At 72.6% G+C, this 26013-nt stretch carries 28 protein-coding genes and 1 tRNA gene; 15 read left to right on the forward strand and 14 right to left on the reverse strand.

The features are described from left to right. Nucleotides 1–15: 15 nt before the first annotated feature. From ASG28_RS09880 to ASG28_RS09890, 3 genes are all read right to left on the reverse strand, one after another. Entirely contained in the window at nucleotides 16–588 is a 573-nt protein-coding gene (locus tag ASG28_RS09880; RefSeq protein WP_055974578.1) for a LytR C-terminal domain-containing protein, read from the reverse strand. Nucleotides 589–605: 17 nt separating this feature from the next. Continuing rightward, nucleotides 606–893 carry a DUF3263 domain-containing protein gene (locus ASG28_RS09885; RefSeq protein WP_055974581.1) on the reverse strand — a complete coding sequence of 96 codons (288 nt, stop codon included), beginning with the start codon at nucleotides 891–893 and terminating at the stop codon, nucleotides 606–608. A gap of 139 nt (nucleotides 894–1032) precedes the next feature. After that, nucleotides 1033–2004 (reverse strand): DUF2332 domain-containing protein, encoded by a 972-nt coding sequence (locus ASG28_RS09890; RefSeq protein ID WP_055974584.1) that lies wholly within the window; start codon nucleotides 2002–2004, stop codon nucleotides 1033–1035. Nucleotides 2005–2095: 91 nt separating this feature from the next. Here ASG28_RS09890 and msrB point away from each other — a divergent pair, with 91 nt between their 5' ends. After that, nucleotides 2096–2497 (forward strand): peptide-methionine (R)-S-oxide reductase MsrB, encoded by a 402-nt coding sequence (msrB, locus tag ASG28_RS09895; protein WP_043593533.1) that lies wholly within the window; start codon nucleotides 2096–2098, stop codon nucleotides 2495–2497. Continuing rightward, complete coding sequence (locus ASG28_RS09900; RefSeq protein ID WP_055974587.1) at nucleotides 2497–3042, forward strand: nitroreductase family protein; 546 nt, start codon at nucleotides 2497–2499, stop codon at nucleotides 3040–3042. The genes msrB and ASG28_RS09900 overlap by 1 nt, the downstream gene beginning before the upstream one ends. A gap of 31 nt (nucleotides 3043–3073) precedes the next feature. On the opposite strand, the gene ASG28_RS09905 is transcribed toward ASG28_RS09900, so the two are convergent. Then, a complete protein-coding gene (locus ASG28_RS09905) occupies nucleotides 3074–3256 on the reverse strand; it encodes a hypothetical protein (RefSeq protein WP_055974590.1) in 183 nt (60 codons plus the stop codon). A 145-nt stretch (nucleotides 3257–3401) separates the two neighbouring features. Here ASG28_RS09905 and ASG28_RS09910 point away from each other — a divergent pair. After that, nucleotides 3402–3474 (forward strand) — tRNA-Thr (locus tag ASG28_RS09910). Here the strand turns inward: ASG28_RS09910 and ASG28_RS16050 are convergent. Continuing rightward, entirely contained in the window at nucleotides 3456–4280 is an 825-nt protein-coding gene (locus ASG28_RS16050; protein ID WP_082454557.1) for a hypothetical protein, read from the reverse strand. The genes ASG28_RS09910 and ASG28_RS16050 overlap by 19 nt on opposite strands. 59 nt (nucleotides 4281–4339) lie before the next feature. Here ASG28_RS16050 and ASG28_RS09920 point away from each other — a divergent pair, with 59 nt between their 5' ends. Beyond that, the gene (locus ASG28_RS09920; RefSeq protein ID WP_082454558.1) at nucleotides 4340–5440 is read left to right on the forward strand and encodes an acyltransferase family protein; all 1101 of its coding nucleotides are present in this window, start codon (nucleotides 4340–4342) and stop codon (nucleotides 5438–5440) included. Nucleotides 5441–5498: 58 nt separating this feature from the next. Here the strand turns inward: ASG28_RS09920 and ASG28_RS09925 are convergent, their stop codons facing one another. After that, entirely contained in the window at nucleotides 5499–5996 is a 498-nt protein-coding gene (locus ASG28_RS09925) for a MarR family winged helix-turn-helix transcriptional regulator (protein WP_055974602.1), read from the reverse strand. 203 nt (nucleotides 5997–6199) lie between these two features. On the opposite strand from ASG28_RS09925, the gene ASG28_RS09930 reads away from it, so the two are divergent. After that, nucleotides 6200–7177: an FUSC family protein gene (locus ASG28_RS09930; protein WP_055974603.1), complete on the forward strand. Its 978-nt coding sequence runs from the start codon at nucleotides 6200–6202 to the stop codon at nucleotides 7175–7177. Between the two features lie 32 nt (nucleotides 7178–7209). Here ASG28_RS09930 and ASG28_RS09935 read toward each other — a convergent pair whose 3' ends face one another. Continuing rightward, on the reverse strand, nucleotides 7210–7455 hold the full coding sequence (locus tag ASG28_RS09935) for a hypothetical protein (protein ID WP_043593542.1): 246 nt from the start codon (nucleotides 7453–7455) through the stop codon (nucleotides 7210–7212). A gap of 64 nt (nucleotides 7456–7519) precedes the next feature. Here ASG28_RS09935 and ASG28_RS09940 point away from each other — a divergent pair, with 64 nt between their 5' ends. The 4 genes from ASG28_RS09940 (at nucleotide 7520) to ASG28_RS09955 (ending at nucleotide 12883) form a co-directional block, all read left to right on the forward strand. Next, nucleotides 7520–7801: a hypothetical protein gene (locus ASG28_RS09940; protein ID WP_055974606.1), complete on the forward strand. Its 282-nt coding sequence runs from the start codon at nucleotides 7520–7522 to the stop codon at nucleotides 7799–7801. 183 nt (nucleotides 7802–7984) lie between these two features. Continuing rightward, on the forward strand, nucleotides 7985–9007 hold the full coding sequence (locus ASG28_RS09945; protein WP_055974607.1) for a 3-oxoacyl-ACP synthase III: 1023 nt from the start codon (nucleotides 7985–7987) through the stop codon (nucleotides 9005–9007). After that, nucleotides 9004–11790 (forward strand): alpha/beta fold hydrolase, encoded by a 2787-nt coding sequence (locus tag ASG28_RS09950; protein WP_055974610.1) that lies wholly within the window; start codon nucleotides 9004–9006, stop codon nucleotides 11788–11790. The genes ASG28_RS09945 and ASG28_RS09950 overlap by 4 nt, the downstream gene beginning before the upstream one ends. A gap of 109 nt (nucleotides 11791–11899) precedes the next feature. Beyond that, complete coding sequence (locus ASG28_RS09955) at nucleotides 11900–12883, forward strand: NAD-dependent epimerase/dehydratase family protein (RefSeq protein WP_055974612.1); 984 nt, start codon at nucleotides 11900–11902, stop codon at nucleotides 12881–12883. Between the two features lie 142 nt (nucleotides 12884–13025). Here the strand turns inward: ASG28_RS09955 and ASG28_RS09960 are convergent, their stop codons facing one another. Continuing rightward, nucleotides 13026–16526, reverse strand: a complete 3501-nt coding sequence (locus ASG28_RS09960; RefSeq protein WP_055974615.1) for a bifunctional proline dehydrogenase/L-glutamate gamma-semialdehyde dehydrogenase — start codon at nucleotides 16524–16526, stop codon at nucleotides 13026–13028. A 204-nt stretch (nucleotides 16527–16730) separates the two neighbouring features. Here ASG28_RS09960 and ASG28_RS09965 point away from each other — a divergent pair, with 204 nt between their 5' ends. Together ASG28_RS09965 and ASG28_RS09970 are read left to right on the forward strand one after the other, a co-directional pair. Next, nucleotides 16731–17780 (forward strand): ATP-binding cassette domain-containing protein, encoded by a 1050-nt coding sequence (locus ASG28_RS09965; protein WP_055974618.1) that lies wholly within the window; start codon nucleotides 16731–16733, stop codon nucleotides 17778–17780. Next, nucleotides 17777–18631, forward strand: a complete 855-nt coding sequence (locus ASG28_RS09970; RefSeq protein WP_055974620.1) for an ABC transporter permease — start codon at nucleotides 17777–17779, stop codon at nucleotides 18629–18631. The genes ASG28_RS09965 and ASG28_RS09970 overlap by 4 nt, the downstream gene beginning before the upstream one ends. A 46-nt stretch (nucleotides 18632–18677) precedes the next feature. Here ASG28_RS09970 and ASG28_RS09975 read toward each other — a convergent pair whose 3' ends face one another. Next, nucleotides 18678–19376, reverse strand: a complete 699-nt coding sequence (locus ASG28_RS09975) for a TetR/AcrR family transcriptional regulator (protein WP_055974623.1) — start codon at nucleotides 19374–19376, stop codon at nucleotides 18678–18680. Nucleotides 19377–19463: 87 nt separating this feature from the next. On the opposite strand from ASG28_RS09975, the gene ASG28_RS09980 reads away from it, so the two are divergent. Then, on the forward strand, nucleotides 19464–20711 hold the full coding sequence (locus ASG28_RS09980; RefSeq protein ID WP_055974626.1) for an MFS transporter: 1248 nt from the start codon (nucleotides 19464–19466) through the stop codon (nucleotides 20709–20711). Here ASG28_RS09980 and ASG28_RS09985 read toward each other — a convergent pair. The 5 genes from ASG28_RS09985 to ASG28_RS10005 form a co-directional block, all read right to left on the reverse strand. Beyond that, nucleotides 20704–20940 (reverse strand): hypothetical protein, encoded by a 237-nt coding sequence (locus tag ASG28_RS09985; RefSeq protein WP_043597179.1) that lies wholly within the window; start codon nucleotides 20938–20940, stop codon nucleotides 20704–20706. The two genes, ASG28_RS09980 and ASG28_RS09985, sit on opposite strands and share 8 nt — an antisense overlap. Before the next feature lie 49 nt (nucleotides 20941–20989). Continuing rightward, nucleotides 20990–21199 (reverse strand): DUF2945 domain-containing protein, encoded by a 210-nt coding sequence (locus ASG28_RS09990; RefSeq protein ID WP_054146846.1) that lies wholly within the window; start codon nucleotides 21197–21199, stop codon nucleotides 20990–20992. Between the two features lie 133 nt (nucleotides 21200–21332). Next, nucleotides 21333–21782: a YdeI/OmpD-associated family protein gene (locus ASG28_RS09995; protein ID WP_055974628.1), complete on the reverse strand. Its 450-nt coding sequence runs from the start codon at nucleotides 21780–21782 to the stop codon at nucleotides 21333–21335. 48 nt (nucleotides 21783–21830) lie between these two features. Continuing rightward, nucleotides 21831–22613 (reverse strand): SDR family oxidoreductase, encoded by a 783-nt coding sequence (locus ASG28_RS10000; protein ID WP_055974632.1) that lies wholly within the window; start codon nucleotides 22611–22613, stop codon nucleotides 21831–21833. 51 nt (nucleotides 22614–22664) lie between these two features. Continuing rightward, nucleotides 22665–23390 (reverse strand): LysR substrate-binding domain-containing protein, encoded by a 726-nt coding sequence (locus ASG28_RS10005; RefSeq protein WP_055974635.1) that lies wholly within the window; start codon nucleotides 23388–23390, stop codon nucleotides 22665–22667. A 33-nt stretch (nucleotides 23391–23423) separates the two neighbouring features. On the opposite strand from ASG28_RS10005, the gene ASG28_RS10010 reads away from it, so the two are divergent. The 3 genes from ASG28_RS10010 (at nucleotide 23424) to ASG28_RS10020 (ending at nucleotide 25980) form a co-directional block, all read left to right on the forward strand. Next, nucleotides 23424–23861: a DUF5997 family protein gene (locus tag ASG28_RS10010; protein ID WP_043597192.1), complete on the forward strand. Its 438-nt coding sequence runs from the start codon at nucleotides 23424–23426 to the stop codon at nucleotides 23859–23861. A gap of 27 nt (nucleotides 23862–23888) precedes the next feature. Beyond that, a complete protein-coding gene (gene ypfJ, locus ASG28_RS10015; protein ID WP_055974638.1) occupies nucleotides 23889–24803 on the forward strand; it encodes a KPN_02809 family neutral zinc metallopeptidase in 915 nt (304 codons plus the stop codon). A gap of 169 nt (nucleotides 24804–24972) precedes the next feature. Next, on the forward strand, nucleotides 24973–25980 hold the full coding sequence (locus ASG28_RS10020) for an NADP-dependent oxidoreductase (protein ID WP_055974641.1): 1008 nt from the start codon (nucleotides 24973–24975) through the stop codon (nucleotides 25978–25980). Nucleotides 25981–26013 lie beyond the last annotated feature (33 nt).

Consider the following 26013-nt stretch of genomic DNA (forward strand, 5'->3'; position numbering starts at 1 on the left):
GCGGGCAGGGGCCTGTCAGGCGCTGTAGTCGGCCCCGAGGACGATCGTGACGGCGGCACCCGGGAAGGCGTCGGTCAGCTCGACGTCCGCGATGCCGAGCTGCTGGGCGAGGCCCAGCGCGACGGCCTCGTCGACGGCCGCCGAGTAGTAGACGGTCGACGTCGCGACGCGCTCGCTGGCGTTGCCCTGGGTGCCGACGACCCAACCGTCGGTCTCGAGCCGCTGGGAGGCCGAACCGGCGAGCCCGGCCGTGGCCGTTCCGTTCAGCACGGTGATCGTGGTGACCGAGGGGTCGACCTGCGAGGGGTCGGTGAGCGGGGTGACCGACGGCGTGGCCGTCGGGGTCGCCGTGTCGGTCTCGGGGTCCTCGGCCCCCGCGGTGCTCGACGACGACGGGTTGACGAACTGGAAGCTGTTGTTGGCGACCCCGAGGTACACGACGCCGGCACCGACCAGCACGCCGACGGCGAGGGCCGCCCAGGCGAAGCCGATCCAGCCGCTGCCGGGGCGCTTCTCGGCTCGGTGGGCCCCGACGCGGTCGAGGTCGGCGGGGACGTCGTCGAACCGGTCTCGGTCGAATTTCGGCATGCGTGGTCTCTCGTGGATCAGCGGGTCGGACCGAACGAACGGGTCGATCGGGCGTCGCGGCGGGCGACTCGCAGGCGCTGCAGGCGGCCGACGAGCATGGGTGCGTAGGCCAGTGCAGCGGGTCGGTCTATGAGCGAGTTGAGCAACTGCTGGTAGCGGACGACCCCGAGGCCCAGCTCGCGCCGGATCGCGGCCTCCCGGGCACCGGCCGAGGCGGGGGCACGCTGCTCGAAATCGAGGACGGCGCGGTCGCTCTCGGACAGCATGCCGGAGCGCACGTCGTCACCTGTCGCGTTCTCGTCCATCGTGGCGGCCCTCCCCTGGGTTCCGGGTCATCCTATGGGCGCGGTCCCGACCGATCGCGGAGGCCGGGGGCGTGGTCCGCCGACGCGCCCACCCGCCCGAGGCACCCTCGGTCGCCCGGTGCCGCGAGCCGACTCGCGGTCAGGCCGTGAGGTGCAGCCGCGTTCCGTGGGCGTCCCCCACGCCCAGCGCCCGGCCGTCGAGGGCGAGGGCCGCGAACGCGTCGTCGGGAGACACCCCCGGCGGCACCTCGGCGACCACGTCCGTCAGCAGGTCGCGGCGCTCGTACGAGATCCACCGCGCACCCAGCCGGACGACCTCGTCGACGAAGGCCTGGCGCCGCCGACCCGGCAGGTAGACGAGCGTGCCCGTCGAGACCACGACCGGCGTGGCGCCCGTCGAGGCCTCGTCCACGAGGGCGGCGAGACCGTCGACGGCGTCCGCCGCGACGAGCCGAGGAGGCGCGGTGCGGGCGAGCGCGACGGCCCGCCCCAGCAGGTCCCGTCGATCACCGCGCTCGGGCGGCAGCAGCGTCTCGAGCCAGGCCACCTGCTCGGGGTCGCGGACGTCGACCGGGTCGAGGTCGATCCCCGCCCGCCAGACGACCTCGGGCAGCCGTCCCGTCGGAAGCTCGACCCGAGACCGGGTCGCGCCCTCGACGACGTCGATCCCGAGTTGCACCGTGCTCGACGCGTCCCCCCAGGTCCGGTCGCCCGAGCGGTAGCCGTACCGGTCGACACCGAGGCAGAGGCCGGCCGAGGCGCCGACCTCGATGAGGGCGACGGGGCCCGGCACGCGGGCCAGCGCGATCGACAGCGGGGCGCAGCGGCGCACGTCGTTGGTCTGGGTGAGTCGCCGACCGAGTTCGGCCACGACGTCGTCGGAGCGGGCGAGCAGCCAGGGCCGCAGCACCGACCAGGCCCCGTGCGGGGCACCCAGCCACCGGCAGACCGCGAGGACGAGGACGGGCTGGCGCCGCGCCTCCTCGGCCCGGTCGACGACGGCGAGCGCCGTCGGATCGCCCGCGATGCCCCGCGCGAGCTCTGCCTGCGACGGCGACCCCTCACGGTCGAAGGCGAGGGCCGCGGCCAGGAAGCGGTCGGAGGTGCTCACGACCAGGAGTCTGGCAGCCCGGTGGGGGCCGGGGAATCGTGCACCGGTCGACCGTGTTGAATGAGGAGTCCCGACAAGCAAGGAGATCATCGTGGCGTACAAGATCGAGAAGACCGACGAGCAGTGGCGTGAAGAGCTCGACGCCGAGCAGTACTCCGTCCTGCGGGAGGCCGCCACCGAGCGCCCCTGGACCGGTGAGCTGCTCGACGAGAGCCGTGCCGGCGTCTACGCGTGTGCGGCGTGCAGCGCCGAGCTGTTCAAGAGCGGCACCAAGTTCGACAGCGGCTGCGGATGGCCGAGCTTCTACGAGTCGGTGAACCCGGACGCGGTGCAGCTGATCGAGGACAACTCGCTCGGCATGACCCGCACCGAGGTCCGGTGCGCGAACTGCGGCTCGCACCTGGGCCACGTGTTCCCCGACGGCTTCGGCACGCCGACCGGCGACCGTTACTGCATGAACAGCATCTCGCTCGACTTCAAGGCCGCCGAGTAGTGAGCGCCGTCGCCGACGCCGCCCGGCGCCGACGGTCGCGGTCGAAGGTCACCGACGTGGCCCCGACGCACGAGCAGCTGCTGGACGCCGTGCGGTCGGCGGCGACGGTGGCGGACCACTCCGAGCTGCGCCCGTGGCGGCTGATCGAGTTCCGCGGTGACGACCGACTCGTCGTGGGCCGGTCGCTGGCCGACGCGGGTCGGGCCGAGGGTCACGCTCGCGACAAGCTGACGCAGAAGGCGCTGCGTGCTCCCCTGATCGTCGCGGTGGTCGTCTCGCCGCGCGAGAGCCGCAAGGTTCCCTACTGGGAGCAAGAATCGGTCGCCTCGGGTGTGGCGCACCTGCTGTCGCTCGTGCTCGACGACGAGGGCTGGGGCGTGTTCTGGCGGACCGGCGTCCTGACCCGGGCGCCCGAGGTGGCGACGGCACACGGCCTGCGCGACGGAGAACAGCTGCTGGGCTGGCTCTACGTCGGCGGTCGTGACGGCGACGACGCCAAGCCGCGGAAGCTGCTCGACCCCGAGCAATTCGTCAGCACGCCGTAGTCGGTCGGTGCCCCTGCGGGCACCGACCCGGTCACCAGGTCTTGTGGCTGTTGCCGATCACCGTGATGGGCAGCCAGAACGAGCCGGTCATCAGGACGATGCCCCCGAAGAAGACGAAGGCGTTGGGCTCGCCGGAGCCGAACGAGTAGGCGAACAGGGCGAAGCTGACGAAGAGCATGGCGAGCGAACCGAGCGCGGTCAAGATCGTGGACAAGGGGGCTCCTCAGGTCGGTGCGTCCGGCGGGCGCGGTGCGCTCCGTCTACTTCACCACTTCTCGGCCCCCGAACGCCAATCCTGCACCGACCGCATCCTCCACGCCGGGTGAGGAGGCGCGGGCTGGGTAAGATGGGCGAGCCTCGCCGGCCTGGCGCAATTGGTAGCGCATCCGACTTGTAATCGGAAGGTTACGGGTTCAAGTCCCGTGGCCGGCTCTGAAGAAGTCGACGACGGCTTGCCCGTCGAAGTTGGACGGATCACCGTGCTGACCCGTCGTCGACACGACCGACGCCCCCACGCGAGCAGCACAACGGTCGGCGTTGGCGGCTTTGCCCACGAGGGTGTCGCCTGGCGACGCCCAGACCTTCACCGGCACCCCGGCGGGCCACGCGAGCGGACTCAGCCTCGCGGGCACCCCGTCCGGGTAGGCAGCCGACAGCGAGGCCAGAAGGGTGGGCTCGGAGATGGTCGAGACGTCGCACACCGGGTACATCAGGGCCCAGGCGGTGACGTCGGTCCGGGTCGCGACTTGCGCCGCGGACAAGGCCCCCATGGACTCGGCCACCAGGAAGACCCGGGATGCCTCGTCGGCCCCCCGGAGGTCGGCGACCAGATCGAGGTACTCGGTCACCCCGGCCTCGTCACCCCACGAGTCCAGCCCTCCGTCACTCGACGCGACGACGTAACCCGCGGTGAGCAAGGCGTCGACGACAGACTTGACCTCGGGGTCGTACACGAGCGCGGTAGCGTCCTGGCCTGCTCCGTGCAAGTACACGACCACGTCGCCGTTCGGGCGGCTGGGATACTCGACGATCCGCCGGTCACCCGACGAGGAAGACGATGACATCGGAGTGCCCGCACGCCCGGCAGCCGTGTCGACGCCGGCGTCGGCCACGACGGCCCCGAGGACCCGTCCCGCGGAGGGCCCCACCGCGACCAGGACGCCGGACGTGACCAAGAGGACCACGAGCGAGGTCAGGGCTGCTCGGCGTCGACGGACACGGTCGGATCGGGCACGCATGGTTCGAGCCTAGGGGCGAGTGAGATGACGACGCTTGCTCATCGTCTATCCTCGGGAGGATGGACAGCCCATCTGCAGAGTTGTCCCGGCGGGAGAACAACCTCGACGCGCTCCGAATCGTCGGTGCGCTCATGGTCATCATCGGCCACTCCTACCCGCTCACCGGTGCCGTGGCGACGATCCCGTACCTCTACGGCACGCCGATCCACGTGCTCGGTGTGCACGTGTTCTTCGTCATCAGCGGGTATCTCATCACCAAGAGCTGGCTGCGTCGCCCCCACCTGGGCAGCTACCTCCTGGCCCGGTCGCTCCGCATCTTCCCGGCGCTCATCGTCGTCACGTTGGGAAGCATCCTGGTGTTCGGTCCGATCGCGACGTCGCTGTCGACGAGCGAGTACTTCGCCAGCCCGGGCACGTGGACCTTCCTCAACAACGCCATCCTCCGTCCGGCGTTCGTCCTGCCCGGCGTCTTCCAGGGCCTGCCCTACGGTGACGTCGTCAACGGGTCGCTGTGGACGCTCCCGGTCGAGTTCAGTTGCTACCTCTTCGTCCCGATCCTGATGGCCGTGCCCGCGCGGTTCCGCCTCGTCACGGCCTCGGCCTTCGGCGTCGCGTGCGCCATCACCCTCTTCACGCTCGACGTTCCCGTCAAGGTCTACGGTTACTACCTCGGCGACGCCCTCGAGCCCTGGATCTTCTTCGCGGGTGGCATGGTCTGCGCCATCGCGTTCACGAACCGGACCTTCCGACTCGACCTCGCCCTCGTGGCCGCTCTGGCCCTGCCGCTCCTCTTCACCGCCGACGCCGAGATCGGGCGTGTGGCGACGTGGGTCCTGCTGCCGTACATCATCCTGGCCCTGGGCCTGACCTCCACCCCCGTGGTCCGTCGTGCGTCGCGCTACGGTGACTTCTCGTACGGGCTGTACATCTTCGCCTTCCCCGTCCAACAGGCATTCATCGCCGTGTTCGGCGTCCAGCCCCTGTCCGTCAACTTCGTCGCCGTGACGGCCGTCACCCTGCTGCTGGCCGTCGTGTCCTGGCACCTCGTCGAGAGCCCGTCGCTCGGCGCCAAGACCCGGTTCGAGAGGCGGCGGCCACCACGACCCGATCCCGAGCCGCAGACATCCGAGATCAGCGTCTCCAGCGAGATCAAGGCCTGAGCGGCGCCCCCTCCCGAGACGCCGGCCAGACGACCGGGCGACCCCGGACGGGTCCGACTCAGCCGTCGAGGGCGACGAGCAGGTGACGCAGGCCGTCCGCGACGGCCGCGCGCGCCTCCTCGGGCAGGGCGGCGAGAATCGCCCGCTCGTCGGCGAGCTGCACCTCGAGCACGCGGTCGATCAGGCGACGCCCGGCGGCGGTCGGCGCGACGAAGTAGCCGCGGTGGTCGGCAGGGTTCGCCGTGCGGTCGACGAGGCCTGCCGCGAGCAGGCCCTTGACGCGTTTCGTGACGGCCGGCGGCGACAGGAGCGTCTCGTCGGCCAGTTGCGTCGGACTCGTCGGTGCGTCGCGTCGGGTCAGGGCCGCGAGCAGGTCGAAGTCCGCCCGCCCCAGGCCGAACTCGGCGAGCAGATCGTCGCTGCGCCGCTGCACGATGCGAGCGAGCCGGTTGACGCGGCCGATGACGGGGATGGCCGAGACGTCGAGGTCGGGCCGCAGCTCACGCCACCGGTCGTGGACGTCGTCCATCGCGTCGCGAGGCTCGGCGTCGGTCATGCCCTTGAGCCTACCGATGGTTCACGAGTAAAGTAGCCCTCAGATCATTCACCCGTGAAGCAGTTCGACGACGAGCGCCCACGCCACGTCGACCAGAGGACCGCCCCATCACGACCACGACCCCCGCCCACCGCCTGCTGCCGCACCCGCGCGACCTGGTCCGCCTCGGCCCGCACGACGGCGCCCACCGTCCGGCCGCCCGCGTGGCCGTCTCGGTGCTCGTACCCATGGTCGTCCTGGCCCTGATCGGGCACGTCGAGTGGGCGCCCTATGCGGTCTTCGGCGCCTTCGCCTCGGCGTTCGGCCGAGGGCTCCCCCGCCTCCAGCGGCTCGAGATGCAGCTCGAGGCCGGGCTCTCCCTCGTCGCCTGCGTGGTGCTGGGCACCGCGCTGGCCGCCTCGTCGGCCCCGGTCTGGGTGCTGGTCGTCACGATCGGTCTCGTCGCCGGCGTCACGTCAGCCGTCTCCGACCTGCGCCGCTGGAGCCCGCCCGGCCCGCTCTTCTTCGTCTTCGGCCTCGGCGTCTCGGCGTTCGTGCCCGCGACCGCGTCGACCGTCGCGGTGGCCGCGGTCGTCGCCCCGGCGAGCCTCGCGCTCGCCCTGCTCGCGTCGGTCGCGGGCGTGCTGCTGCCCGCCGGCCGCCGCGCACTCGCCACCGTCGACGGACGCCGATGGAGGCGCGACCCCCGCCCCCTGGACGGCCGACGGACGATCGTCCACGCCTCGGTCTGCCTGGTGGCCTCGATCGCCGCCGGGCTGATCAGCCTGGGTCTCGGCGTGCAGAGCCCGTACTGGGCGATGGTGTCGGCCGTGGTGCCCGTGGTGGGGACCGCGACGGCGGGCCAGCTCGTACGGGCCGGCCACCGCCTCCTCGGCACCCTCGTCGGGGTCGGCCTCGCCGCCCTGCTGCTGGCCTGGCAGCCCGGCGTCGCGGCCCTGATCGTCGCCTTCGGCGTGCTGCAGTTCGCGACCGAGCTGCTGATCGTCCGCAACTACGGGCTGGCGCTCGTGTTCATCACGCCCATGGCGCTCGGCATGCGCGCGCTCGGTGGTTCGCCCGTCGACGTGGGCGCCCTCGTGGCGGCCCGGACGGCCGACACCGCCATCGGGGTGGGCGTGGTGGTCGTCGTGCTGCTCGCCACGCACCGACTGCGTCGGCCCCGCCCCGAGGCGACCGCCTGAACCGCCGACCGGGGCAGCCCCCGGCGATGCGGTCAGACCTGGCGCGCCCTAGCCCGACGGCCGTCCTTGCTCCACCAGACCAGGTCGGCGACACCCTGCGCGACCAGCAACACGGCCACGATCAGAATGATCACGGTCAGCGCCTGGACCGGCACCCCCGAGGCGATGTTGAGCACCTGCACGACGAGGCCGAACAGGCCGATCAGCACCTCGAACACGGCGGGCACCACGGCGCCCGTCTTCGTCAGGGTGAACCAGGGTCGCCGCAGGTCGCTCATGCACCCGAGGGTACAAGGTGCGCGGGCTACGATCGCCGGGACCCCGATCCGCCGAGGAGGCACCGTGCGACGACGAGACGTCCACGTCGACCCCGACGTGCCGAACTGGCTGCTCACCAAGCGCGGAGGCATCGCCCTGCCCCTCGTCACGACGTTCTGCGCGCTCGTCGTGATCGCGAGCATCGTCGCGGCCCTGACGGTGGGCGGGGGCCACGTCACCGTCGTCACCGTGATCGTCGTGGCCGCCGGTCTGGGTGCCGTCACCTGGGCCGTGGCCGACCTCGTCTGGTGGACGCGTGACGACCGGCGCCGCATCGTCCGACTGCCCCGCGACCCCGAGGCCTGACGCCGGAACCCCCGGTCACATGCCGTTCAGGGCATGGACGTGCCCCGTCAACCTGGCAACCACCCAGCGTCCGTCGCCGTAAACTGACGGATGCACCGAACCGGTGCCCACGACGTTCGGCTCCGCTCGCGACCCCGCGCGCGCGTGCAGCCCCACCCCGCCACAACTCGACAGGGAGTTCCGTTGAACGGAAACGCTACGACCCGGCACAGCAACGTCGCGTTGCTGTCGGTCACCAGCACCATGGCCGACCGGGTCACCACCTCCGAGAGCATCGACGAGAAGCTCGGCCCCGTGCTCAAGCGCCTCAAGCTGCCCACGGGCCTGCTCCAGCGCGTCGCCGGCGTGTACGAGCGCCGCAACTGGAGCACCGAGCAGAGCTTCGACTCGGCGGCGATCGACGCGGGCAAGCGGGCGATGGCCGAGGCCGGCATCCGCCCCGACCAGGTCGGCCTGCTGATCAACACGTCGGTCACGCGTCCCCACCTCGAGCCCTCGGTCGCGGTCCGCCTGCACCACGGTCTCGGCCTGCCCTCGTCGGCGACGAACTTCGACATCGCCAACGCCTGCCTCGGCTTCGTCAACGGCATGACCCTCGCCGCCCAGCTGATCGACGCCGGCCAGATCGACTACGCCGTCATCATCGACGGCGAGGACGCGGACGACGTCCAGGTCAACACGATCGACCGTCTGCTCACCAAGGGCTACGGCCGCGACGACTTCATGAGCGAGTTCGCCAGCCTCACCCTCGGCTCGGGGGCCGCCGCCGCCGTGATCGGCCGTGCCGACCTGCACCCCGAGGGCCACCGCATCGTCGGCGGCGTCACCCGCGCCGCCACCGAGAACTACGACCTGTGCGTCGGCAGCGTCGACGGCATGTTCACCGACGCCAAGGCCCTGCTCAAGCGCGGCATGGAACTCGTCGTCTCGGCCTGGAAAGAGGCCAAGCGCGACTGGAACTGGCAGCGCATGGACCGCTACATCATGCATCAGGTCAGCGACGTGCACACCGGTGCCTTCGTCAAGGCCGCCGGCATCGACAAGAAGCTCGTCCCGCTGACCTACCCGACCCTCGGCAACGTCGGCCCGGCGTCGATCCCGATCACCCTGGTCGAAGAGAGCAAGACCCTCAGCAAGGGCGACCGCGTCCTGCTGATGGGCGTCGGCTCGGGCATCAACACCGCGATGATGGAACTCGCCTGGTGAGTCGGCTCCCGCGGTCCGCCTCCGCCACGGCGCCGGCGTCACGTCCCCCCGCGGGTCTCGACGGGCTCGACCCGTCGTGGTCGCGTCTCGTCGACGTGCCGTACGGGCTCGGCGCACACCGCGCCTCCCGCACCTGGCACGTCCTCGACAACGCCGAGGCGCTGGCCGCCGTCGGTGCCGAGCCGGTCGGCACCGTCCTCTGCGTGCACGGCAACCCGACCTGGTCCTACCTCTGGCGCCGCCTCGTCGCCCGGACGGTCGAGACGGCCGCCGCCGGGGGGCCCGCCTGGCGCGTCGTCGCGGTCGACCAGCTCGACATGGGGTTCTCCGAGCGCACGGGCTCGCCGCAGACGCTGGCCCGCCGCGTCGCCGACCTGGGCGACCTGACCGATGCCCTCGAGGTCACCGGGCCCGTCGTCACCCTCGGCCACGACTGGGGCGGCGTCGTCTCGATGGGCTGGGCCGTCGACCACCCCGACCAGCTCGCCGGGCTCATGCTGCTCAACACCGCGATCCACCAGCCCGAGGGCGAGAAGATCCCGGCTCCCCTGCGCCTCACCCTGGCCCGCGGCGTGCTGGGCCGGGCGACGGTCGGCACGACCGGCTTCCTCGACGTGACCCTGGGTCTCGCCCACCCGCCGCTGTCGCCCGAGGTGAAGGCCGGCTTCCGGGCTCCGTACCGCCAGGCCGACCGCCGCGGCGGCATCGGTGGCTTCGTGGCCGACATCCCGGTCGACGACGAGCACGTCAGCAGTCCCGAGCTCGACCGCATCGCCGAGGGCCTGCGCGAACTCACCGTGCCGGCCCTGATGCTCTGGGGCCCGCGCGACCCGATCTTCTCCGACCGGTACCTCGACGACCTGGTCGACCGCCTGCCGCACGCCGACGTGCACCGCTTCGAGGGTGCCGGCCACCTCGTCGCCGAGGACGTCGACTACGCCGGGGCCGTGCTCACCTGGCTGGGCGACCGGCTGCCCGACGGCGCGGCCGCGGTCGACGCCCCGGCCGGAGCCGCCGCTGTCGCGGCCGCCGCCGTCGGAACCGCAGCCGTCGCAGCCGAGGAGGCGCGGGTCGCCTCCCCGCAGGACCGCCCGCTCTGGTCGTACCTCGACTCCCTGGCCGACAGCCCGGCCACCGCGCTCGTCGAGATGGCCCCCGCGGGTGCCGACGGCCCCCGCTCGGTGAGCTGGAGCCTGCTCGCCCGCCGCGTCCACGAGATCGCCCTCGGCCTCCGCGCGCACGGCGTGCGGCCCGGCGACCGCGTCTCGCTGCTCGTGCAGCCCGGTGCCGACCTGACCGCCGTGCTCTACGCCTGCGTCCGCCTCGGCGCCGTCGTCGTCGTGGCCGACGCCGGTCTCGGCGTGCGCGGCCTGACCCGCGCCGTCCGGGGCGCCTGGCCCGACCACGTGATCGGCCAGCTCCCCGGGCTCACGGCGGCGACCGCCCTCGGCTGGCCGGGCCGCAAGATCTCGACGACGACGTTGTCGCCCGTCGCCGCTCGGATGCTCGGCGTCGAGGCGTCGCTGCCCGAGATCGCCGCCCTCGGCCGCCGCGCCCGCAGCGCCCTCGCCGAGCTGCCCGACGCCCCCACGGCCGACGCCGAGGCCGCGATCCTGTTCACCTCGGGCTCGACCGGCCCCGCGAAGGGCGTCGTCTACCGGCACGGCCAGCTGACCGCCCTGCGCGACGCCCTGGCCGCGCAGTACGGCGTCGGTCCGGGCACCGGCCTGGTGGCCGGCTTCGCCCCGTTCGCCCTGCTCGGCCCCGCCCTCGGGGCGACGAGCGTCACGCCCGACATGGACGTCACGAAGCCGCGCACCCTGACCGCCCGGGCGGTCGCGGCCGCGACGGCGGCCGTCGACGCCACCGTGGTGTTCCTCTCCCCCGCCGCGCTCACCAACGTCGTCGCGACGTCGGACGAGCTCGACGCCACCGACCACCGCGCCCTGGCCGGCGTCGAGACGTTCCTGTCGGCGGGTGCGCCCGTCTCCGAGACGTTGCTGGCCGCGGCCGGCGACCTCATGGCGAACGCGACGCCCCACACGCCCTACGGCATGACCGAGGGCCTGCTGATGACCGACGTCACGCTCGAGGGCGTGCGCTCCGCGACGGCCGACCGCGAGGCCGCCGTCGCCGCGGGCGCGCCCGACGCCGGTGGTGTCTGCGTCGGGCTGCCCGGCGCGACCACGACGGTGCGGATCGCTCTGCTCGACGACGCGGGCCGCGCCTCCTCGGCCTTCACCGACGACGCCGGCGTGACCGGCGAGATCGTCGTCTCGGCGCCCCACGTCGAGGACCACTACGACCGTCTCTGGCTGACGCACCGCCTCAGCCGCCTGGGCTCCACCGCCGAGACCCGCTGGCACCGCACCGGCGACGTCGGGCACCTCGACGCGCAGGGTCGGCTCTGGGTCGAGGGCCGCCTGCCCCACGTGATCACGACGGCGACTGGCGTGCTGACGCCGGTGGCGTCCGAACAGGCCGTGGAGGCGCGGGCCGGCATCGCCCGCGCCGCCGTCGTGGGCGTCGGCCCGGCCGGCACGCAACAGGTCGTCGTCGTGGCCGAGACCGTCCCCCCGGCTCGTCGCCCGGGGCTGGCGTCCGCGGCCCTGGCGGCCTCGGTGCGCTCGGCCGTCGGGTCGGCGTCGGGTCGGCCCGTGGCCGCGGTGCTCGTCGTGCCACGGCTGCCGACCGACGTGCGACACAACAGCAAGATCGACCGCACCGGCCTCGCCGCGTGGGCGACGTCGGTGCTGTCCGGCGGTCGGATGCGCCGCCCGTGAGGGTGCTGGTCGGTGGCGCTGCCCGAACCCGGGCGGGTTCGTCCGACACGGACGCACACGGACGCCCGTCTTCGGCGAACACGCCCGTCTGCCGACGCGGGGTGCGCCCGTGAGGGTGCTGGTCACCGGCGCGAGCGGCCTGCTCGGCGGCGCCGTCGCCCGAGCGGTCGCCGACGCCGGGCACGAGGTCACCACCTTCCAGCGCCGGCCCTCGGGCGTGCCCGGCGCTCGCGACGTGCTCGGGTCGATGACGAACCCGCGGGCCGTCGCCGCCGCCGTCCGCGACCAGGACGCCGTCGTCCACCTCGCCGCGAAGGTGTCGCTCACGGGTGACGCCGCCGAGTTCGAGGCCGTCAACGTCGGGGGCACGCGCTCCCTCGTCGAGGCGATGCGCGCCTCCTCGGTGTCGCGGCTGGTCTTCGTCTCGTCGCCGTCCGTGGCGCACGCGGGATCGTCGATCGTCGGTGACGACGCGCTGCCCGCCTCGCCCGGGCACGCTCGCGGCGACTACGCCCGCACCAAGGCCGCGGCCGAGCGCGTCGCCCTCGGGGCGTCCGACGCCGACCTGCGCGTCGTGGCCGTCCGCCCCCACCTCGTCTGGGGCCCGGGCGACACCCAACTCGTCGAGCGCATCGTCGACCGTGCCCGCTCCGGACGCCTGCCGCTGCTCGACCACGGCGCCGCCCTGATCGACTCCACCTACGTGGACAACGCGGCGACCGGCATCGCCGCCGCCCTCGAGCGCGTGGACGAGGTCAGCGGCGAGTCGTACGTGATCACCAACGGCGAGCCCCGCACCGTCGCCGACCTGATGGCCGGGATCTGCGCGGCCGCCGGGGTGCCCGCCCCTCGGCTGCGGGTGCCGGCCGGGGTTGCCCGCGCCGCGGGGTCGCTGGTCGAGCGCGTCTGGACCGTGCGACCGGGTACCGACGAACCACCCATGACGAGGTTCCTCGCCGAGCAGCTGTCCACCGCGCACTGGTTCGACCAGCGGCGCACGCAGCACGACCTCCGGTGGACGCCCGCGGTGAGCGTCGACGAGGGCCTGCGCCGGCTCGCCGCCTGGTACGCCTCCGGGCAGCCCGCCGTCTGAGACTCACCCCGCGCCCCGCGAGATGTCACGACATGCCGCTCACCTCCGAAGGTGAGCGGCATGTCGTGACCTCTCGATGGCTTAACCCGGCCCGGACCACGCACGAGTCGGCGGGTTCGGACGTCCGCATGCGCCGGCAGGGTCAGATGACGGCCGCACTCCAGTCGTCGGGGTTGCCGAAGCGGTGCGCCGTGATCGCGACGGCCTGCTCGCGCAGGAACGGCAGCAGCTCGAGGCGCCCGGTCGGTGTGACGGGGGCGGCGAACACGGCCACCGACGGGTCGCCGCCCAGGGCGTCCGCCAGAGCCGAGGAGGCGCCGGTCACGTCGCCCGCGTCCGTCACCAACCGCACGCGCTCGGTCGACAGGCGCCCCGCACGCACCCGGGCGTGCCAGGCGGCGTCGTCCTCGTGCACGACGTCGGAGGCCGCGAGGCCGAGGGCCCGGACGAGCGCGCCGGGCAGGTCGACCGACGAGGACACCGTGAGCGGCGCACCCGAGCGCAGACCGGCGAGCAACACGCGGACCACGTCGGCCGGTGCCGCCCCGTCGGCGGCGCGGATCGTGACGGGCAGCGGGCGGTAGCGCAGCAGGTCGCGCTCGAGGCCGAGGTCGCTGACGTCACGGGCGACGCCGAACTCGGTGGTCCAGAAGTGCTCGTCGCTGGCGGCGGCGGCCCGCAGGTCGTCGGGAGCCGACGCACCCGACGCCCCGAGCAGCGGCGACGCGGCCTCGAGGGCGGCCAAGGCATCGCGACCCGGGCGCGCCTCCTGCGGTTCGGTCAGCGTCGTCGGCTGCCACGAGCCGAGGTGCACGAGGTAGTTCGGCCCACCGGCCTTCGCGCCGGCGCCGACCGAGGACTTCTTCCAGCCGCCGAACGGCTGCCGCCGGACGATCGCCCCGGTGATGCCGCGGTTGACGTAGAGGTTGCCCGCCTCGACGCGGTCGAGCCACGTGGACAGCTCGGCGGGGTCGAGGGTGTGGAGGCCCGCGGTCAGGCCGTAGTCGGTCGCGTTCTGCAGCTCGATCGCCTCGTCGAGCGTCTTCGCGGTCATGATGCCGAGCACCGGGCCGAAGTACTCGGTGAGGTGGAACTCGCTGCCCGCCGCGACGCCGGCGCGCACGCCGGGCGACCAGAGGCGTCCGGTGTCGTCGAGTCGCTTCGGCTCGACCAGCCAGGTCTCGCCCGCGCCGAGCGTGGTGAGCGCCCGCTCGAGCTTGCCGTGGGCCGGCTCGACGATCGGGCCCATCTGCGTGGTGGGGTCGGAGGGGAGGCCGACGCGCAGGGTCGACGCGGCGTCGACGAGCTGGCGGCGGAAGCGCTCGGAGGTGGCGACCGAGCCGACGAGGATCACCAGGCTCGCCGCCGAGCACTTCTGGCCCGCGTGGCCGAACGCCGACTTGATGACGTCGGACGCGGCCAGGTCGAGGTCGGCGCTCGGGGTGACGATGACGGCGTTCTTGCCGCTGGTCTCGGCGAGCAGGGGCAGGTCGGTGCGCCAGCTGGTGAACAGCGCGGCCGTCTCGAAGGCGCCGGTGAGGATGACGCGGTCGACCGACGGGTGCGACACCAGGTGACGACCGAGGTCGCCCTCGTCCACGTCGACCAGCTTGAGCACCTCTCGGGGCACGCCGGCGTCCCAGAGGGCCTGCACCATGACGGCACCGCTGCGCTTGGCCTGGCCGGCCGGCTTGATCACGACGCTGCTGCCCGCGGCGAGCGCGGCGAGGGTCGAGCCGGCCGGGATAGCCAGCGGGAAGTTCCAGGGCGGCGTGACGAGGGTGAGTCGCTCGGGCACGAACGTCGCGCCGTCCACCCGGTCGAGTTCTTCGGCGAGGTGGGCGTACCAGTTGGCGAAGTCGATCGCCTCGCTGACCTCGACGTCGCCCTCGGCGACGGTCTTGCCGGTCTCGCTCGCCGCGACCTCCATCAGGTCGGCGCGGCGGGCCGAGAGCGTCGCCGCGGCCTCGCGCAGGACCGCGGCCCGACCCGCGCCTCCGCGGGCCGCCCAGTCGGCGGACGCCGAGACGGCGTCGGCGACGATCGCGTCGAGGGTGGCCGCGTCGGTCACCCGGGCGGACTCGATCAGCTCGACGCCCAGTCGCGAGTCGGTCGAGCGGGCGGCGATCTCGCGGCCCCAGGCGCGGTTGTCGGCCAGGGCGGGGTCGGTGTCGGGCTCGTTGTCGAAGCCGCTGCCGGCCTCTCGGGGCTGCAACGCCTGGGCCGCGTCGAGGCGGCTCTGCACGCGGTGCGGCGCCGGGGTGTCTCCGTCGACCTCGGCGAGCGAGGCGAGGAACCGGCCCTTCTCACGCTCGAACATGGCCTCGTTCGAGGCGAGTTCGAAGACGGCGGACATGAAGTTCTCGCTCGAGGCGTTCTCTTCGAGACGGCGGATCAGGTAGCTGATGGCGACGTCGAACTCACGGGGGTGCACGACGGGCGTGTAGAGCAGCAGACCCCCGACGTCGGCCTTGACCAGCTCGGCCTGCCCCTCGGCCATGCCGAGCAGCATCTCGAACTCGACCCGGTCGCTCACGCCACGGGCCTCGGCCAGCAGGTGGGCGAAGGCGATGTCGAACAGGTTGTGGCCGGCCACGCCGACCCGGACGGCACGGGTGCGCTCGGGCGTGAAGGCCCAGGTGAGCACGCGCTTGTAGTTCGTGTCGCTGTCCTGCTTGGTGCCGTAGGTCGCGAGCGGCCACTCGTGCACGGTCGCGTCGACGGTCTCCATCGCGAGGTTCGCACCCTTGACGATGCGCACCTTGATCGCGGCCCCACCGGCGTCGACCCGCTCGGTCGCCCAGGTGGTGAGGTGCTGCAGGGCACCCAGGGCGTCGGGAAGATAGGTCTGCAGGACGATGCCGGCCTCGAGGCCCTTCAGCTGCGGCTGGTCGAGGAGGCGCGTGAAGACGGCGATCGTCAGGTCGAGGTCGCGGTACTCCTCCATGTCGAGGTTGATGAACTTCGGCTTCGGCGAGCGGGCGGCGAGCTCGTACAGCGGGGTGAGCTTCTCGACGACGCGCTCGACGGTCTCGTCGAAGGCCCACATCGAGAGCTGGCTGACGATGGACGAGACCTTGACCGACACGTAGTCGACGTCGTCGCGGGCGAGCAGCGCCCGGGTGCCCGCGAGGCGGTGCTCGGCTTCGGCGTCGCCCAGGACGGCCTCGCCGAGCAGGTTGAGGTTCAGCCGCGTCCTGTCCTTCTTGATGTTCGCGATCGCGGCACCGAGCTTGGCGGGGCGGGCGTCGGCGACGAGGTGGCCGACCATGCCGCGCAGGACGCGACGGGCGATCGGCACGACCACGCCCGGCAGCACGGGCGCCATGACGCCGCCGAGGCGCACGGCGGAGCGCATGTGCCACGGCAGGAAGGCCGGTGCCTGCTTCGCCAGGGTCGAGAGGTTGCGGGCGGCGACGCCGAGGTCCTCGGGACGGACGACCCGGTCGACGAAGCCGATCGTGAAGGCGAGTCCCGACTCGTCCTTGAGGACCTGGGCGAGCAGATGGGCCGAGCCGGTGCTCGGGGCGCCGGACGCCTCGTGCGCCCAGCGGCGGGCGAGGGCGACGGCGTCGTCGCCGATGCCGACGGGCAGGAGCTGTTCAGCGGTGGACGGCCCCGCCGTCTCGTCGATGGTGGTCATGGGATGAATGTAGGGCGGAACTTGCCACCTGGCAAGGTTTGACACGAGACCGTAACGTGCGCCGCGCCTCTTCTCCACAGGGGGCCGATCGGCACTGGCGGCGGGGGCCGGACAGCGCTACCTTGGGCGCGTTCAGGCGGTGCACAGCGGCCGCCAAGACCGACCCGTCCGCAGATGGACGGGCCCCACGCACCGGGAGCACCCATGGCGATGATCGAGGCACGCGGCCTCACGAAGACCTACCGGTCCAAGTCCGGCCCGGTCCACGCCCTGACCGGGCTCGACCTGATCGTGCCCGAGGGCACCGTCAAGGCGCTGCTCGGGCCGAACGGCGCGGGCAAGACGACGGGCGTCAAGATGCTCACCACCCTCGAACGGCCGGACTCCGGCACGGCCACGATCGCCGGGCTCGACGTCGTCGCCGACGCCCAGGCCGTGCGCCGCTCGATCGGCGTCTCGGGGCAGTACGCCGCGGTCGACGAGAACCTCACCGGCTTCGAGAACCTCGACATGATCGGGCGGCTGTACCACCTGGGCAGCCGCGTCAGTCGAGACCGCGCCCGCGAGCTGATCGACGTCTTCGACCTGGCCGCCGCGGGCGACCGCCCGGTCAAGGGCTTCTCGGGCGGCATGCGACGACGGATCGACCTCGCCGGGGCGCTCGTGACGAACCCGCGCGTGCTGTTCCTCGACGAGCCGACGACGGGCCTCGATCCGCGCAGCCGCCTCGCCCTGTGGGACATCATCACCGGGCTCGTCGACGGGGGCACGACGGTGCTGCTGACCACCCAGTACCTCGAGGAGGCCGACCGGCTGGCCGACGACATCTCGGTCATCGACGGCGGGGCCGTCATCGCCGAGGGCACGGCCGACCAGCTCAAGGCCCAGGTCGGCGGGCACCGGCTCGTCGTCGCGCTCGTCGACGAGGCGAGGGCCGACCAGGCGGTCGAGGTGCTCCGGCGGCACGGCGACTCCGAGCCGACCGTCGGGGCCGACGGTCGTCAGCTCGAGGTCGCGGTCACCGACGGCCCGACCGCCCTGCAGCGGACGCTCGCCGACCTCGGCGCCGCCGGCATCGAGCTGCACGACGCCGGCATGCGACGCCCCACCCTCGACGACGTCTTCCTGCAGCTCACCGGCCACCGCGCGGCAGACGACGACGCGGCAGACGACCACGGCTCCGCCGACGACGACTCGGCCGGCGGTCGGGGCCGCGGTCGACGTGGTGCGAAGAAAAGAGAGGCACGGGCATGACCACCACGACAAGCACCTCCGCCCTCGCGCAGACGCTCGTCCCGTCCACCGACACGGGCGTCGGCACCTGGGCCTCGGACGGCTGGACCGTCACCAAGCGCAACCTGATCAAGGTCAAGCGCTCCCCCGACATGCTGATCTTCGCCGTGCTGCAGCCGATCATGTTCGTGCTGCTCTTCAGCCAGGTCTACGGCGGCGCCATCGCCGTCCAGGGCACCGACTACACGCAGTTCCTGATGGCGGGCATCTTCGCGCAGACCGTGGTCTTCGGCTCGACCTTCTCGGGTGCCGCGATGGCCCAAGACCTGAAAGAGGGGATCATCGACCGGTTCCGCACCCTGCCGATGAGCCCGTCGGCCGTGCTGATCGGTCGCACGAACAGCGACCTGGCGCTCAACACGATCTCGATGGTGATCATGATGCTCACCGGCCTCGCGGTCGGCTGGCGGGTGAACGCGTCACCGGCCTCGTTCGTCGGCGGTGTCGCCCTGCTGCTGCTGTTCAGCTACTCGTTCAGCTGGGTGATGGCCCTGCTCGGCATGAGCGTCAAGACGCCCGAGACGATCAACAACGCGTCCTTCATGATCCTGTTCCCGTTGACGTTCGTCTCGAACGCGTTCGTGCCGAGCGACACGTTGCCCACGGTGCTCCGCGTCTTCGCCGAGTGGAACCCGGTGTCGTCGCTCGTCCAGGCGGCCCGCACCTCGTTCGGCAACCTGGGCGCCACCCCGGTGCCCGACATCTGGACGATGCAGCACCCCTACGCCACGGTCCTGCTCGGCATCGCCGTGATGCTCGTGGTCTTCGTGCCGCTGTGCATCCGCAAGTTCCAGCGCATCAGCGCGAAGTAGCGGGCGTCGGCCGTCGGCCGTCCCGCGTCCACCGAGGAGGCGCGGGTCAGCCCGCGTGCCCGGCCGCCTCGCGCACGGCGGCGTCGAGTTCGCTAGTCGGCACCGTGAGGACGCTCCCGATCACGAGGCGCATCAGGGCGGGGACGTCCACCGCGTCGCGCTCGTACAACCACTGCAGCTGCAGCCCGTCCTGGACGGCGAGCACGACGCGGGCGGCCGACTCGGCGGTGTAGCCGTCGCGCAACCAGCCGCGAGCCTGGGCGAGCCCGAGGTAGGCCGAGGTCGACGAGACGATGCGCTCGTAGTAGTCGGCGTAGTAGTGGTGTGCCGGGTGGTCGGGTGAGGTGGCCTCGGCCGACGCCGTGATGAACAGCGAGATGACGACGGGCACGTCGACGTTGTACTCGGCGAGCGCGACGAGCTCGTCGACCCTCATGCCCCCGTCGTCGTCGAAGTGGCGTCGCAGTCGTTCGTCGCGCCGACGGAGCACGGCCATCAGCAGCTCGTCCTTCGTCGGGAAGTAGTGCATGAGCGACTGGTGCGAGACGCCGCACTGTCGTGCGATCTCGCGCAGGGTGGCGCCGTGGAACCCGACCTTGCCGAACACCGGCAGGGCGGCGTCGAGGATCGCCTCGCGCTTGGCGATGCCCTTGCGGTACCGACCGGGTTCGCGCACCACGCCGACCGGCGGGACGTCGGTGACGTCGGCGCGGGTCGTGTCGGGCTCGGAGGCGGGGGCGTCCATCGGGGCCAGCCTAGGTCGTCCCCCGCGCGGATGACGACGCCTCAGGACGAGGCGTCCGCACACGGTGCGTCGGCATAGAGTTCAGCGGTGCCGTGGTCGCTGCTGAGAACGCCTGCCTTCCGGGCCCTCTGGGTCGGGCGCCTGTTCTCGTGGGTGGGCAGCGGCTTCGCGCCCCTCGCCATCGTCTTCGCGGCCATCGACCTGGGGGCCGACGCGGTCGACCTCGGGCTCGTGGTCGTCGCCCGGTCGGTGCCCAACATCGCCCTGGTGCTGGTCGGCGGGGCCCTCGCGGACCGTTTCTCGAAGCGCACCGTCGCGATCGCCTCGTCGTGGCTGTCGGCGGCGTCGCTCGTCGTGGCGGCCACCCTCATGCTGACGCAGACCGAGACGTTGCCCACCCTCGCGGCGGTCGGCGCGGTGAACGGCGCCGCGGCCGCCTTCTTCGGCCCCGCGACGAGCGCCCTGCTGCGCGAGACCGTGCCCGACGATCGCCTCCGGGACGCGACGGTGCTCAGCCGGGTCGGCATGAACGTCGGATTGGTGATCGGGACGGCGGTGGGCGGCGCGGTGGTCGCGACCGCCGGGTCGGGCGTGGCGCTGGCCGTCGGGGCGGTCGTCTTCGTGGTCGCGGCGGTCGTGTTCGTGGGGCTGCCTCGGGACGGTGCCCGCGCCTCCGGAGGGACGTCGGTGCTCGAGGACCTCGGCAGCGGGCTCGGCTTCGTCTGGCGCACGCGCTGGCTGGTCGCCACCGCGGCACTGGCCTTCACGTTCCAGTTCGCCTTCGCCGGCGGGGTGCAGGTGGTGGGCCCGCTCGTGGCCGACCAGTCGTTCGGACGGCTGCTCTGGGGGTTCGCGGGTGCCCTGCAGACCCTCGGCCTGATCGTCGGGGCGTACTGGGCCGGCGCCCTGCGAGGACGGCTTCGCCTCTGGGCGGCCTGCCTCGGAGCCGCGGCGCTCGCTCTGCCGCTCGTGTTGCTGTCGTTCGCCTACGGCACCGACCCGGTCGTGTTCGACCCGCTGCACTGGTTCTTCTGGATCAGCCTCGGCCTCTTCGCCGCCAGCGTGGGGCTCGAGATCTTCACGGTGCCGCTCGACGTGGTCGTCCAACGGCAGGTGCCGGGGGCCTACCTGGGTCGCGTCTTCTCGTGCCTGACGTTGGCGTCGTTGGCCGGCGTGCCGGTCGGCGAGGTCGTCGTCGGACCGCTCACCGAACTCATCGGCACCCCGGCGTCGCTCGCCGCCCTGGCCGGCCTCGTGGTCGCCGTCGCGGTGGCCGTGGCACTCAGCTCACGGGTGCGACGGGTCGACGCCGGCCAGGAGGCGCGGGTCAGCTGAAGTCGCCGCGCTCGATGGCCTCGGCGTACTTGCGGACGTCCGGGCCGGGCTCGTAGTCGATGAAGCGGTCCTTGACGGCGTCGTTGATCGCCTTGAAGGACTCCTCCCACGACTCGCCCGAGTGGGCGGCGGCGGCGTCGCGGACGGCGTCGCGCAGGACGTTGTCGGCGTCGGTCAGGATCTTGTCGCGGGCTTCGTCGTTCCAGCGAACGTCGTTCAGGTCGGCCATGGTGTTCTCCTCGTGGGGTGGGGCGGTGGTGGGTGGGGTGCGGCTGGTGCTACTTCTTCTTCGGGCTCAACGACGAGCCCTTGTGGGCGGCCTTCGCCCCGCTCTTGTCGCTCTCGACGACGAAGTAGGGCTCGTCGTCCGAGGCCTTGAACTTCTGCCCGTCGAGCTGGAACTCCTTCACGCGCTTCTCCACGACCGTGCCGTGGGTCTCGCCCTGGGGGGTGTTCCAGGTGACGTGGTCTCCCTTGCTGAACGACATCGCGCCTCCTTGGTGTGTCGGTCCGTCCGTCGGCGTCCGGTGCCGCGCGGTGGTGGCGTGGACGGTACCCCGCTCGCGCCGACCCACCACCCAGCGTGGCGGGGTACAGGTCGGACGCCGCGACCCGTCGGGCTCAGCCGGTGAGGACGGCGAGCGCCGCGGCGAGCCGACGAGCCCTGGTCTCGGAGGTCTTCGCCGCTCCGATCGGTTCGACCAGGGCGCGCTGCCGGCTGAAGGACAGGGACTCGTAGGAGGCGCGGGCCGCGTCGTCCGCGTCGAGTGCCTCGCGCAGGTCCGCCGGCACCTCGACGACCCGCGGCTCGGTGTCGAGGGCCAGTGTGACCTCGACGTCCTGCCCGCCCACGACGCCCGACCCCGCCCGGTGCTCGGCACTGACGGGGATCAGGAACCGCCCGCCCATGCTCGCGACCGTGCTGCGGTAGGTGTACCCCTCGACCGTGACGACGACCGCCGGCTTCTTCCCCGAGGCGAGGGACTCGACGGCCTCGGGCGGCACGACGATGCCCGTCGCGTTCGTCCGAGCTTCGGCGATCGTGGTGCGGAACGTCACGGGTTCGGTCATGCCCGGATGCTAGCGAGCCGCCACCGCCGGCACCACCACCGGCGCCGCTCAGACCGAGAAGCCGCCGTCGGCCTTGAGCAGTTGGCCCGAGATCCAGCGACCCTCGGGCGACAGCAGGAAGCGCACGACCCGTCCGATGTCGGCGGGCGTGCCGAGGCGCCCGGTCGGTTGACGCTCGGTGCCGCTGGCGCGGATGGCATCGTCCATCCACCCCGTGTCGATCGGGCCGGGATTCAGCGCGTTCGACGAGACGCCCAGGTGCCCGAGCTCACGCGCCGCCGCGACGACGAGCCGGTCGAGGGCGCCCTTGCTCGACCCGTAGGGCAGGTTGTGGACGACGTGGTCGCTCGTGAGGGCGACGATGCGGGCGCCGTCGTCGAGCCGGTCGACCGGGGGCAACTGCTCGGCGAAGGCCTTGATCGCGAGCCATGCCGCACGCACGTTGACCGCGTAGTGCGCGTCCCAGCTCTCGAGCGTCGTGTCGAGGATCGACGAGTCGACGCTGTGCGAGTGCGACAGAACGAGTGCCGTCACCGGCCCCAGGTCGTCGTTCACCGCCCCGAGGAGGCGCGCGGGAGTCCCCGGGTCCCCCAGATCCGCCGGGTACACGGCCACGCGCGCACCCGTGGCCTCGAGCTCGCCGACGAGCGAGTCCACGTCGACGGCCTTGAGACCCCAGGGCATGGCGGCGTCGTAACCGTCCCAGGTGGTCAGGGCGAGGTCCCACCCGTCGGCGGCGAGCTCGTGGGCGATGCCGTTCGCGATCGAGTTCGTGCGGCCGGCACCGGTGAGCAGACAGATGTTCTTCGACATGTAGGTCTCCTTCGACATCCGCTCAGCTTGTCAGACCCATCGGCGCCGGAGGGGTCGGCGCGAGAGGGGTCAGCGCCCTCGGCGGGGTCGACTGCGGCCCGTGCCGCGCTGCGGCCCACGGCCCTTCGGCGGCGTGCGCTTCGGCTTCGCCCCGCGCGGGTCGGGAGCCGACCCCTTGCGGGCCGTGGCCTCCTGCCCGGGTTCGTCGCGCCTCCTCGATCGCGAGCTGCGGGCCGTGCGGCCCCGCACGACGCCGATGAAGTCGTCGAGGTCGTCGGTGAGCTCGCCCTCGGGCCAGACCAGCGCGATCGTGGTCGACGGCAGGTCGGCGACGTAGCGGTAGGTCACCTCTTTGCGGGCGTGCAGCCGGGCGAGGGACTGCGGCATGACGGCGACGCCGGCCCCGGTCGCGACGACGGCGACGGCATCGGCGAGCGAGAGGGACGGGTCGAGGTCGTGCCGGTGCTCGTCGGCGAACGCGGCGGCCTCGACCTCGTCCTCGACGCCGGCCGCGGTGACGGCGTGGTCCTTCGGCACGACGACGACGGCTCGCTCGTCGTAGAGGCGGATGACCGACAACCCCTCGACCTCGATCGGCAGGCGGGCCAGGACCATGTCCACCCGCTCGTCGCCCCGGGCGTCGTCGAGGGCGGGCACCGCGTCCGCGTCGGCGAGCGGCACGAAGGCCAGCGGGGTCTCGGGGCGGCGTTCCTCCCAGAGCCTCGACCACTTCGACAGGGTCACGCCGGGCACGACCCCGATGCGGAACGGGGCGCGGGTCGGCTCGGTCGTCATGGGTCGAGGGTATCGGCCCGGTACCCTGGGCAGATGACCTCCGACGCGCCGTCCGGCAAGCAGCCGCAGACCCTCAAGCCCTTCACGGCCGCCAAGAAGCTCGGCGTGTACCTGCCGGCCACGCCCGCCGAGTTCCAGGCCGCCCCCGTCACGCGCGAGGCCTTCGCCGAGCTCAGCACGAACCCGCCCGAGTGGCTGTCCGAGCTGCGCCGCACCGGTCCCCACCCGCGGCCCGTCGTCGCCCAGAAGCTCGGCATCTCGACCTCGGGCCTCGCCCGGGCCGGCGTCGATGACGTCATGACCACCGACGAGATCCACGCCCTGCTCGACGAGATGCCCGACTGGCTGCGCACCGAACGCGGCATCCACGCCGACGTGCGCGAAGAAGAACTGCGCGTCAAAGAGCGCAACGCCGGTCGCGAGGTCCTCCGCAAAGAGCGCGAGGCGAAAGAAGCCGCCGAAGGGCACTGACCCCCGCCCTGCGCTACCGTCGGCGACATGTCCTTCAACGACGACGCGCGCCTCGACGGCAGCAAGGTCAAGCGGCGCGGTCGCGGTCGCACGGTGGGTGTCGCCGGCGGCGGCATCGGCATCGGCATCGGCATCGTCGGCCTCATCGCCGTCTTCCTCATCAGCCAGGCCACCGGCGTCGACGTGTCGGGGCTGCTCGGCGGCGGCATGGCCGGCGGTGGCGCCCAGCCGGTCAGCGAAGGCGACCTGTCCTCCGAGTGCACCACCGGCGCGCAGGCCAATGACAGCGTCGACTGCCGCATGGTCGGTGCGGCCGACTCGCTCGACGCGTACTGGGCCGCCGAGGCACCCGCCCTCGGCGTCACCGACTACCGCACCCCCGACTTCTTCCTCTTCAGCGGTTCGACCGACACCGGCTGCGGCGGCGCGACGAGCGCCACGGGCCCGTTCTACTGCCCGCCCGACGAGGCCCTCTTCGTCGACACCGACTTCTTCGAGCAGCTGCGGTCGCAGTTCGGGGCCAGCGGCGGCCCCCTCGCCCAGATGTACGTCGTCGGCCACGAGTGGGGCCACCACGTCCAGCAGCTGACCGGGGCCTTCGACCGCGCCGATCGCAGCGGCACGGGGCCGGGCTCCGACACCATCCGGCTCGAGGTGCAGGCCGACTGCTACGCCGGCGCCTGGGTCGGCGCGGCCTCCACCGTGCAGGACGCGAACGGCACCACGTTCCTCGAGCCCGTGACCGACCAGCAGGTCGCCGACGCGCTCGACGCGGCGGCGGCGGTGGGCGACGACCGCATCCAGTCCGCGAGCGGCGGCCAGGTCGATCCCGACACCTGGACGCACGGCTCGGCCGAGCAGCGCCAGAGGTGGTTCGAGACCGGCCGCAGCCAGGGCGCGACGGCCTGCGACACGTTCTCGGTGCCGACCGGCCAGCTCTGACGGCGAGGCCGACCCGCGCCTCCTGACCGGGGACACCGCCACCGCCGGCACGACGCGTCCAGGCAACTCGAAGCGAGCCCGCCGGACGACGACGACCTCGAGGGCGCACAATTCACTCACCCTCGCGACGGCACAGGCGCCGCCGCGACGACAGCAGTGGAGGCGCGTCATGGCACGACCGGGCAAGGCCATCGAGTTCGACGGGTACGGAGACGTCGCCCAGCTGCACTTCGTCGAGCAGCCGCTGCCGACACCGGCCGACGACGAGGTCGTCGTCGAGGTCATCTGCGCGGGCCTCAACCACATCGAGAACTTCATCCGGCAGGGAGACTTCGTCGACCGGCTGCCCCTCGACTTCCCGGCCCGTGAGGGCTCGTGCTTCGCGGGCATCGTGAAGAAGCGCGGCGCGGCGGTGCGCAACTTCTCGGTCGGTGCCGAGGTGATCGGCCACGCGGTCGGCGGTGGCGCGCACGCCACCTACATCGCCGTGCCGGCCAGCGCGGTGGTGCCGAAGCCGCAGCACGTCCCGTGGGAGGTCGCCGGAGGGCTCTACCTCGCCGGGGCCACCGCGTACGACACGGTCCGCAGCCTGCACCTCGGGCCCGACGACGTGGTCGTGATCACAGCGGCGGCGGGTGGTGTCGGCCACATCGAGTGCCAGCTCGCCCTGCAGCTCGGAGCCAAGGTGATCGGCACCTGCAGCCCGGGCAACCACGACTACCTGCGCTCGATCGGCGTCGTGCCGGTCGACTACGGCGAGGGCCTGCGCGAGCGCATCGACAAGGCCGCGGGCACCGACCGCCACGTGACGGCGTTCATCGACAACTTCGGCGGGGACAACCCGGCGCTCAGTGCCGACCTCGGCGTGCTGCCGGCGCGGTTCAGCTCGAGCGAGGACCGCCTCGAGCGCGAGATCCGCTTCATCGGCGCCGAGCGCGACGACACCGAGCCCGCGATGATCCTGTCGGCCCTGGCGAAGCTCATCGCCGAGAACAAGCTGCGCGTGCTCGTCTCGGGCTTCTACCCGTTCGACTACATCGCCCAGGCGTTCGAGGACCTCGCCGAGCAGCACTCGCGCGGCAAGGTCGTCGTGGGCATGCAGCCGGTCGAGACCGGAGCACGGTCGCACTGGTACCTGTCGGGCAAGGCGCGGGCGGTCGCCGAGTCGCTCGGCTGAGCCTCCGCCGGCAGAGCGCAGGAGGCGCGGGTC

It is taken from the genome of Frigoribacterium sp. Leaf415 (assembly GCF_001424645.1).
Lineage (GTDB): Bacteria > Actinomycetota > Actinomycetes > Actinomycetales > Microbacteriaceae > Frigoribacterium.

Coding starts and splice junctions, on each gene's coding strand:
- ASG28_RS09880 (WP_055974578.1), bottom strand. CDS start 588: ATGCCGAAATTCGACCGAGACCGGTTCGACGACGTCCCCGCCGACCTC.
- ASG28_RS09885 (WP_055974581.1), bottom strand. CDS start 893: ATGGACGAGAACGCGACAGGTGACGACGTGCGCTCCGGCATGCTGTCC.
- ASG28_RS16050 (WP_082454557.1), bottom strand. CDS start 4,280: ATGCGTGCCCGATCCGACCGTGTCCGTCGACGCCGAGCAGCCCTGACC.
- ASG28_RS09920 (WP_082454558.1), top strand. CDS start 4,340: ATGGACAGCCCATCTGCAGAGTTGTCCCGGCGGGAGAACAACCTCGAC.
- ASG28_RS09925 (WP_055974602.1), bottom strand. CDS start 5,996: ATGACCGACGCCGAGCCTCGCGACGCGATGGACGACGTCCACGACCGG.
- ASG28_RS09935 (WP_043593542.1), bottom strand. CDS start 7,455: ATGAGCGACCTGCGGCGACCCTGGTTCACCCTGACGAAGACGGGCGCC.
- ASG28_RS09960 (WP_055974615.1), bottom strand. CDS start 16,526: ATGACCACCATCGACGAGACGGCGGGGCCGTCCACCGCTGAACAGCTC.
- ASG28_RS09965 (WP_055974618.1), top strand. CDS start 16,731: ATGGCGATGATCGAGGCACGCGGCCTCACGAAGACCTACCGGTCCAAG.
- ASG28_RS09970 (WP_055974620.1), top strand. CDS start 17,777: ATGACCACCACGACAAGCACCTCCGCCCTCGCGCAGACGCTCGTCCCG.
- ASG28_RS09975 (WP_055974623.1), bottom strand. CDS start 19,376: ATGGACGCCCCCGCCTCCGAGCCCGACACGACCCGCGCCGACGTCACC.
- ASG28_RS09985 (WP_043597179.1), bottom strand. CDS start 20,940: ATGGCCGACCTGAACGACGTTCGCTGGAACGACGAAGCCCGCGACAAG.
- ASG28_RS09990 (WP_054146846.1), bottom strand. CDS start 21,199: ATGTCGTTCAGCAAGGGAGACCACGTCACCTGGAACACCCCCCAGGGC.
- ASG28_RS09995 (WP_055974628.1), bottom strand. CDS start 21,782: ATGACCGAACCCGTGACGTTCCGCACCACGATCGCCGAAGCTCGGACG.
- ASG28_RS10000 (WP_055974632.1), bottom strand. CDS start 22,613: ATGTCGAAGGAGACCTACATGTCGAAGAACATCTGTCTGCTCACCGGT.
- ASG28_RS10005 (WP_055974635.1), bottom strand. CDS start 23,390: ATGACGACCGAGCCGACCCGCGCCCCGTTCCGCATCGGGGTCGTGCCC.
- ASG28_RS10010 (WP_043597192.1), top strand. CDS start 23,424: ATGACCTCCGACGCGCCGTCCGGCAAGCAGCCGCAGACCCTCAAGCCC.
- ypfJ (WP_055974638.1), top strand. CDS start 23,889: ATGTCCTTCAACGACGACGCGCGCCTCGACGGCAGCAAGGTCAAGCGG.
- ASG28_RS10020 (WP_055974641.1), top strand. CDS start 24,973: ATGGCACGACCGGGCAAGGCCATCGAGTTCGACGGGTACGGAGACGTC.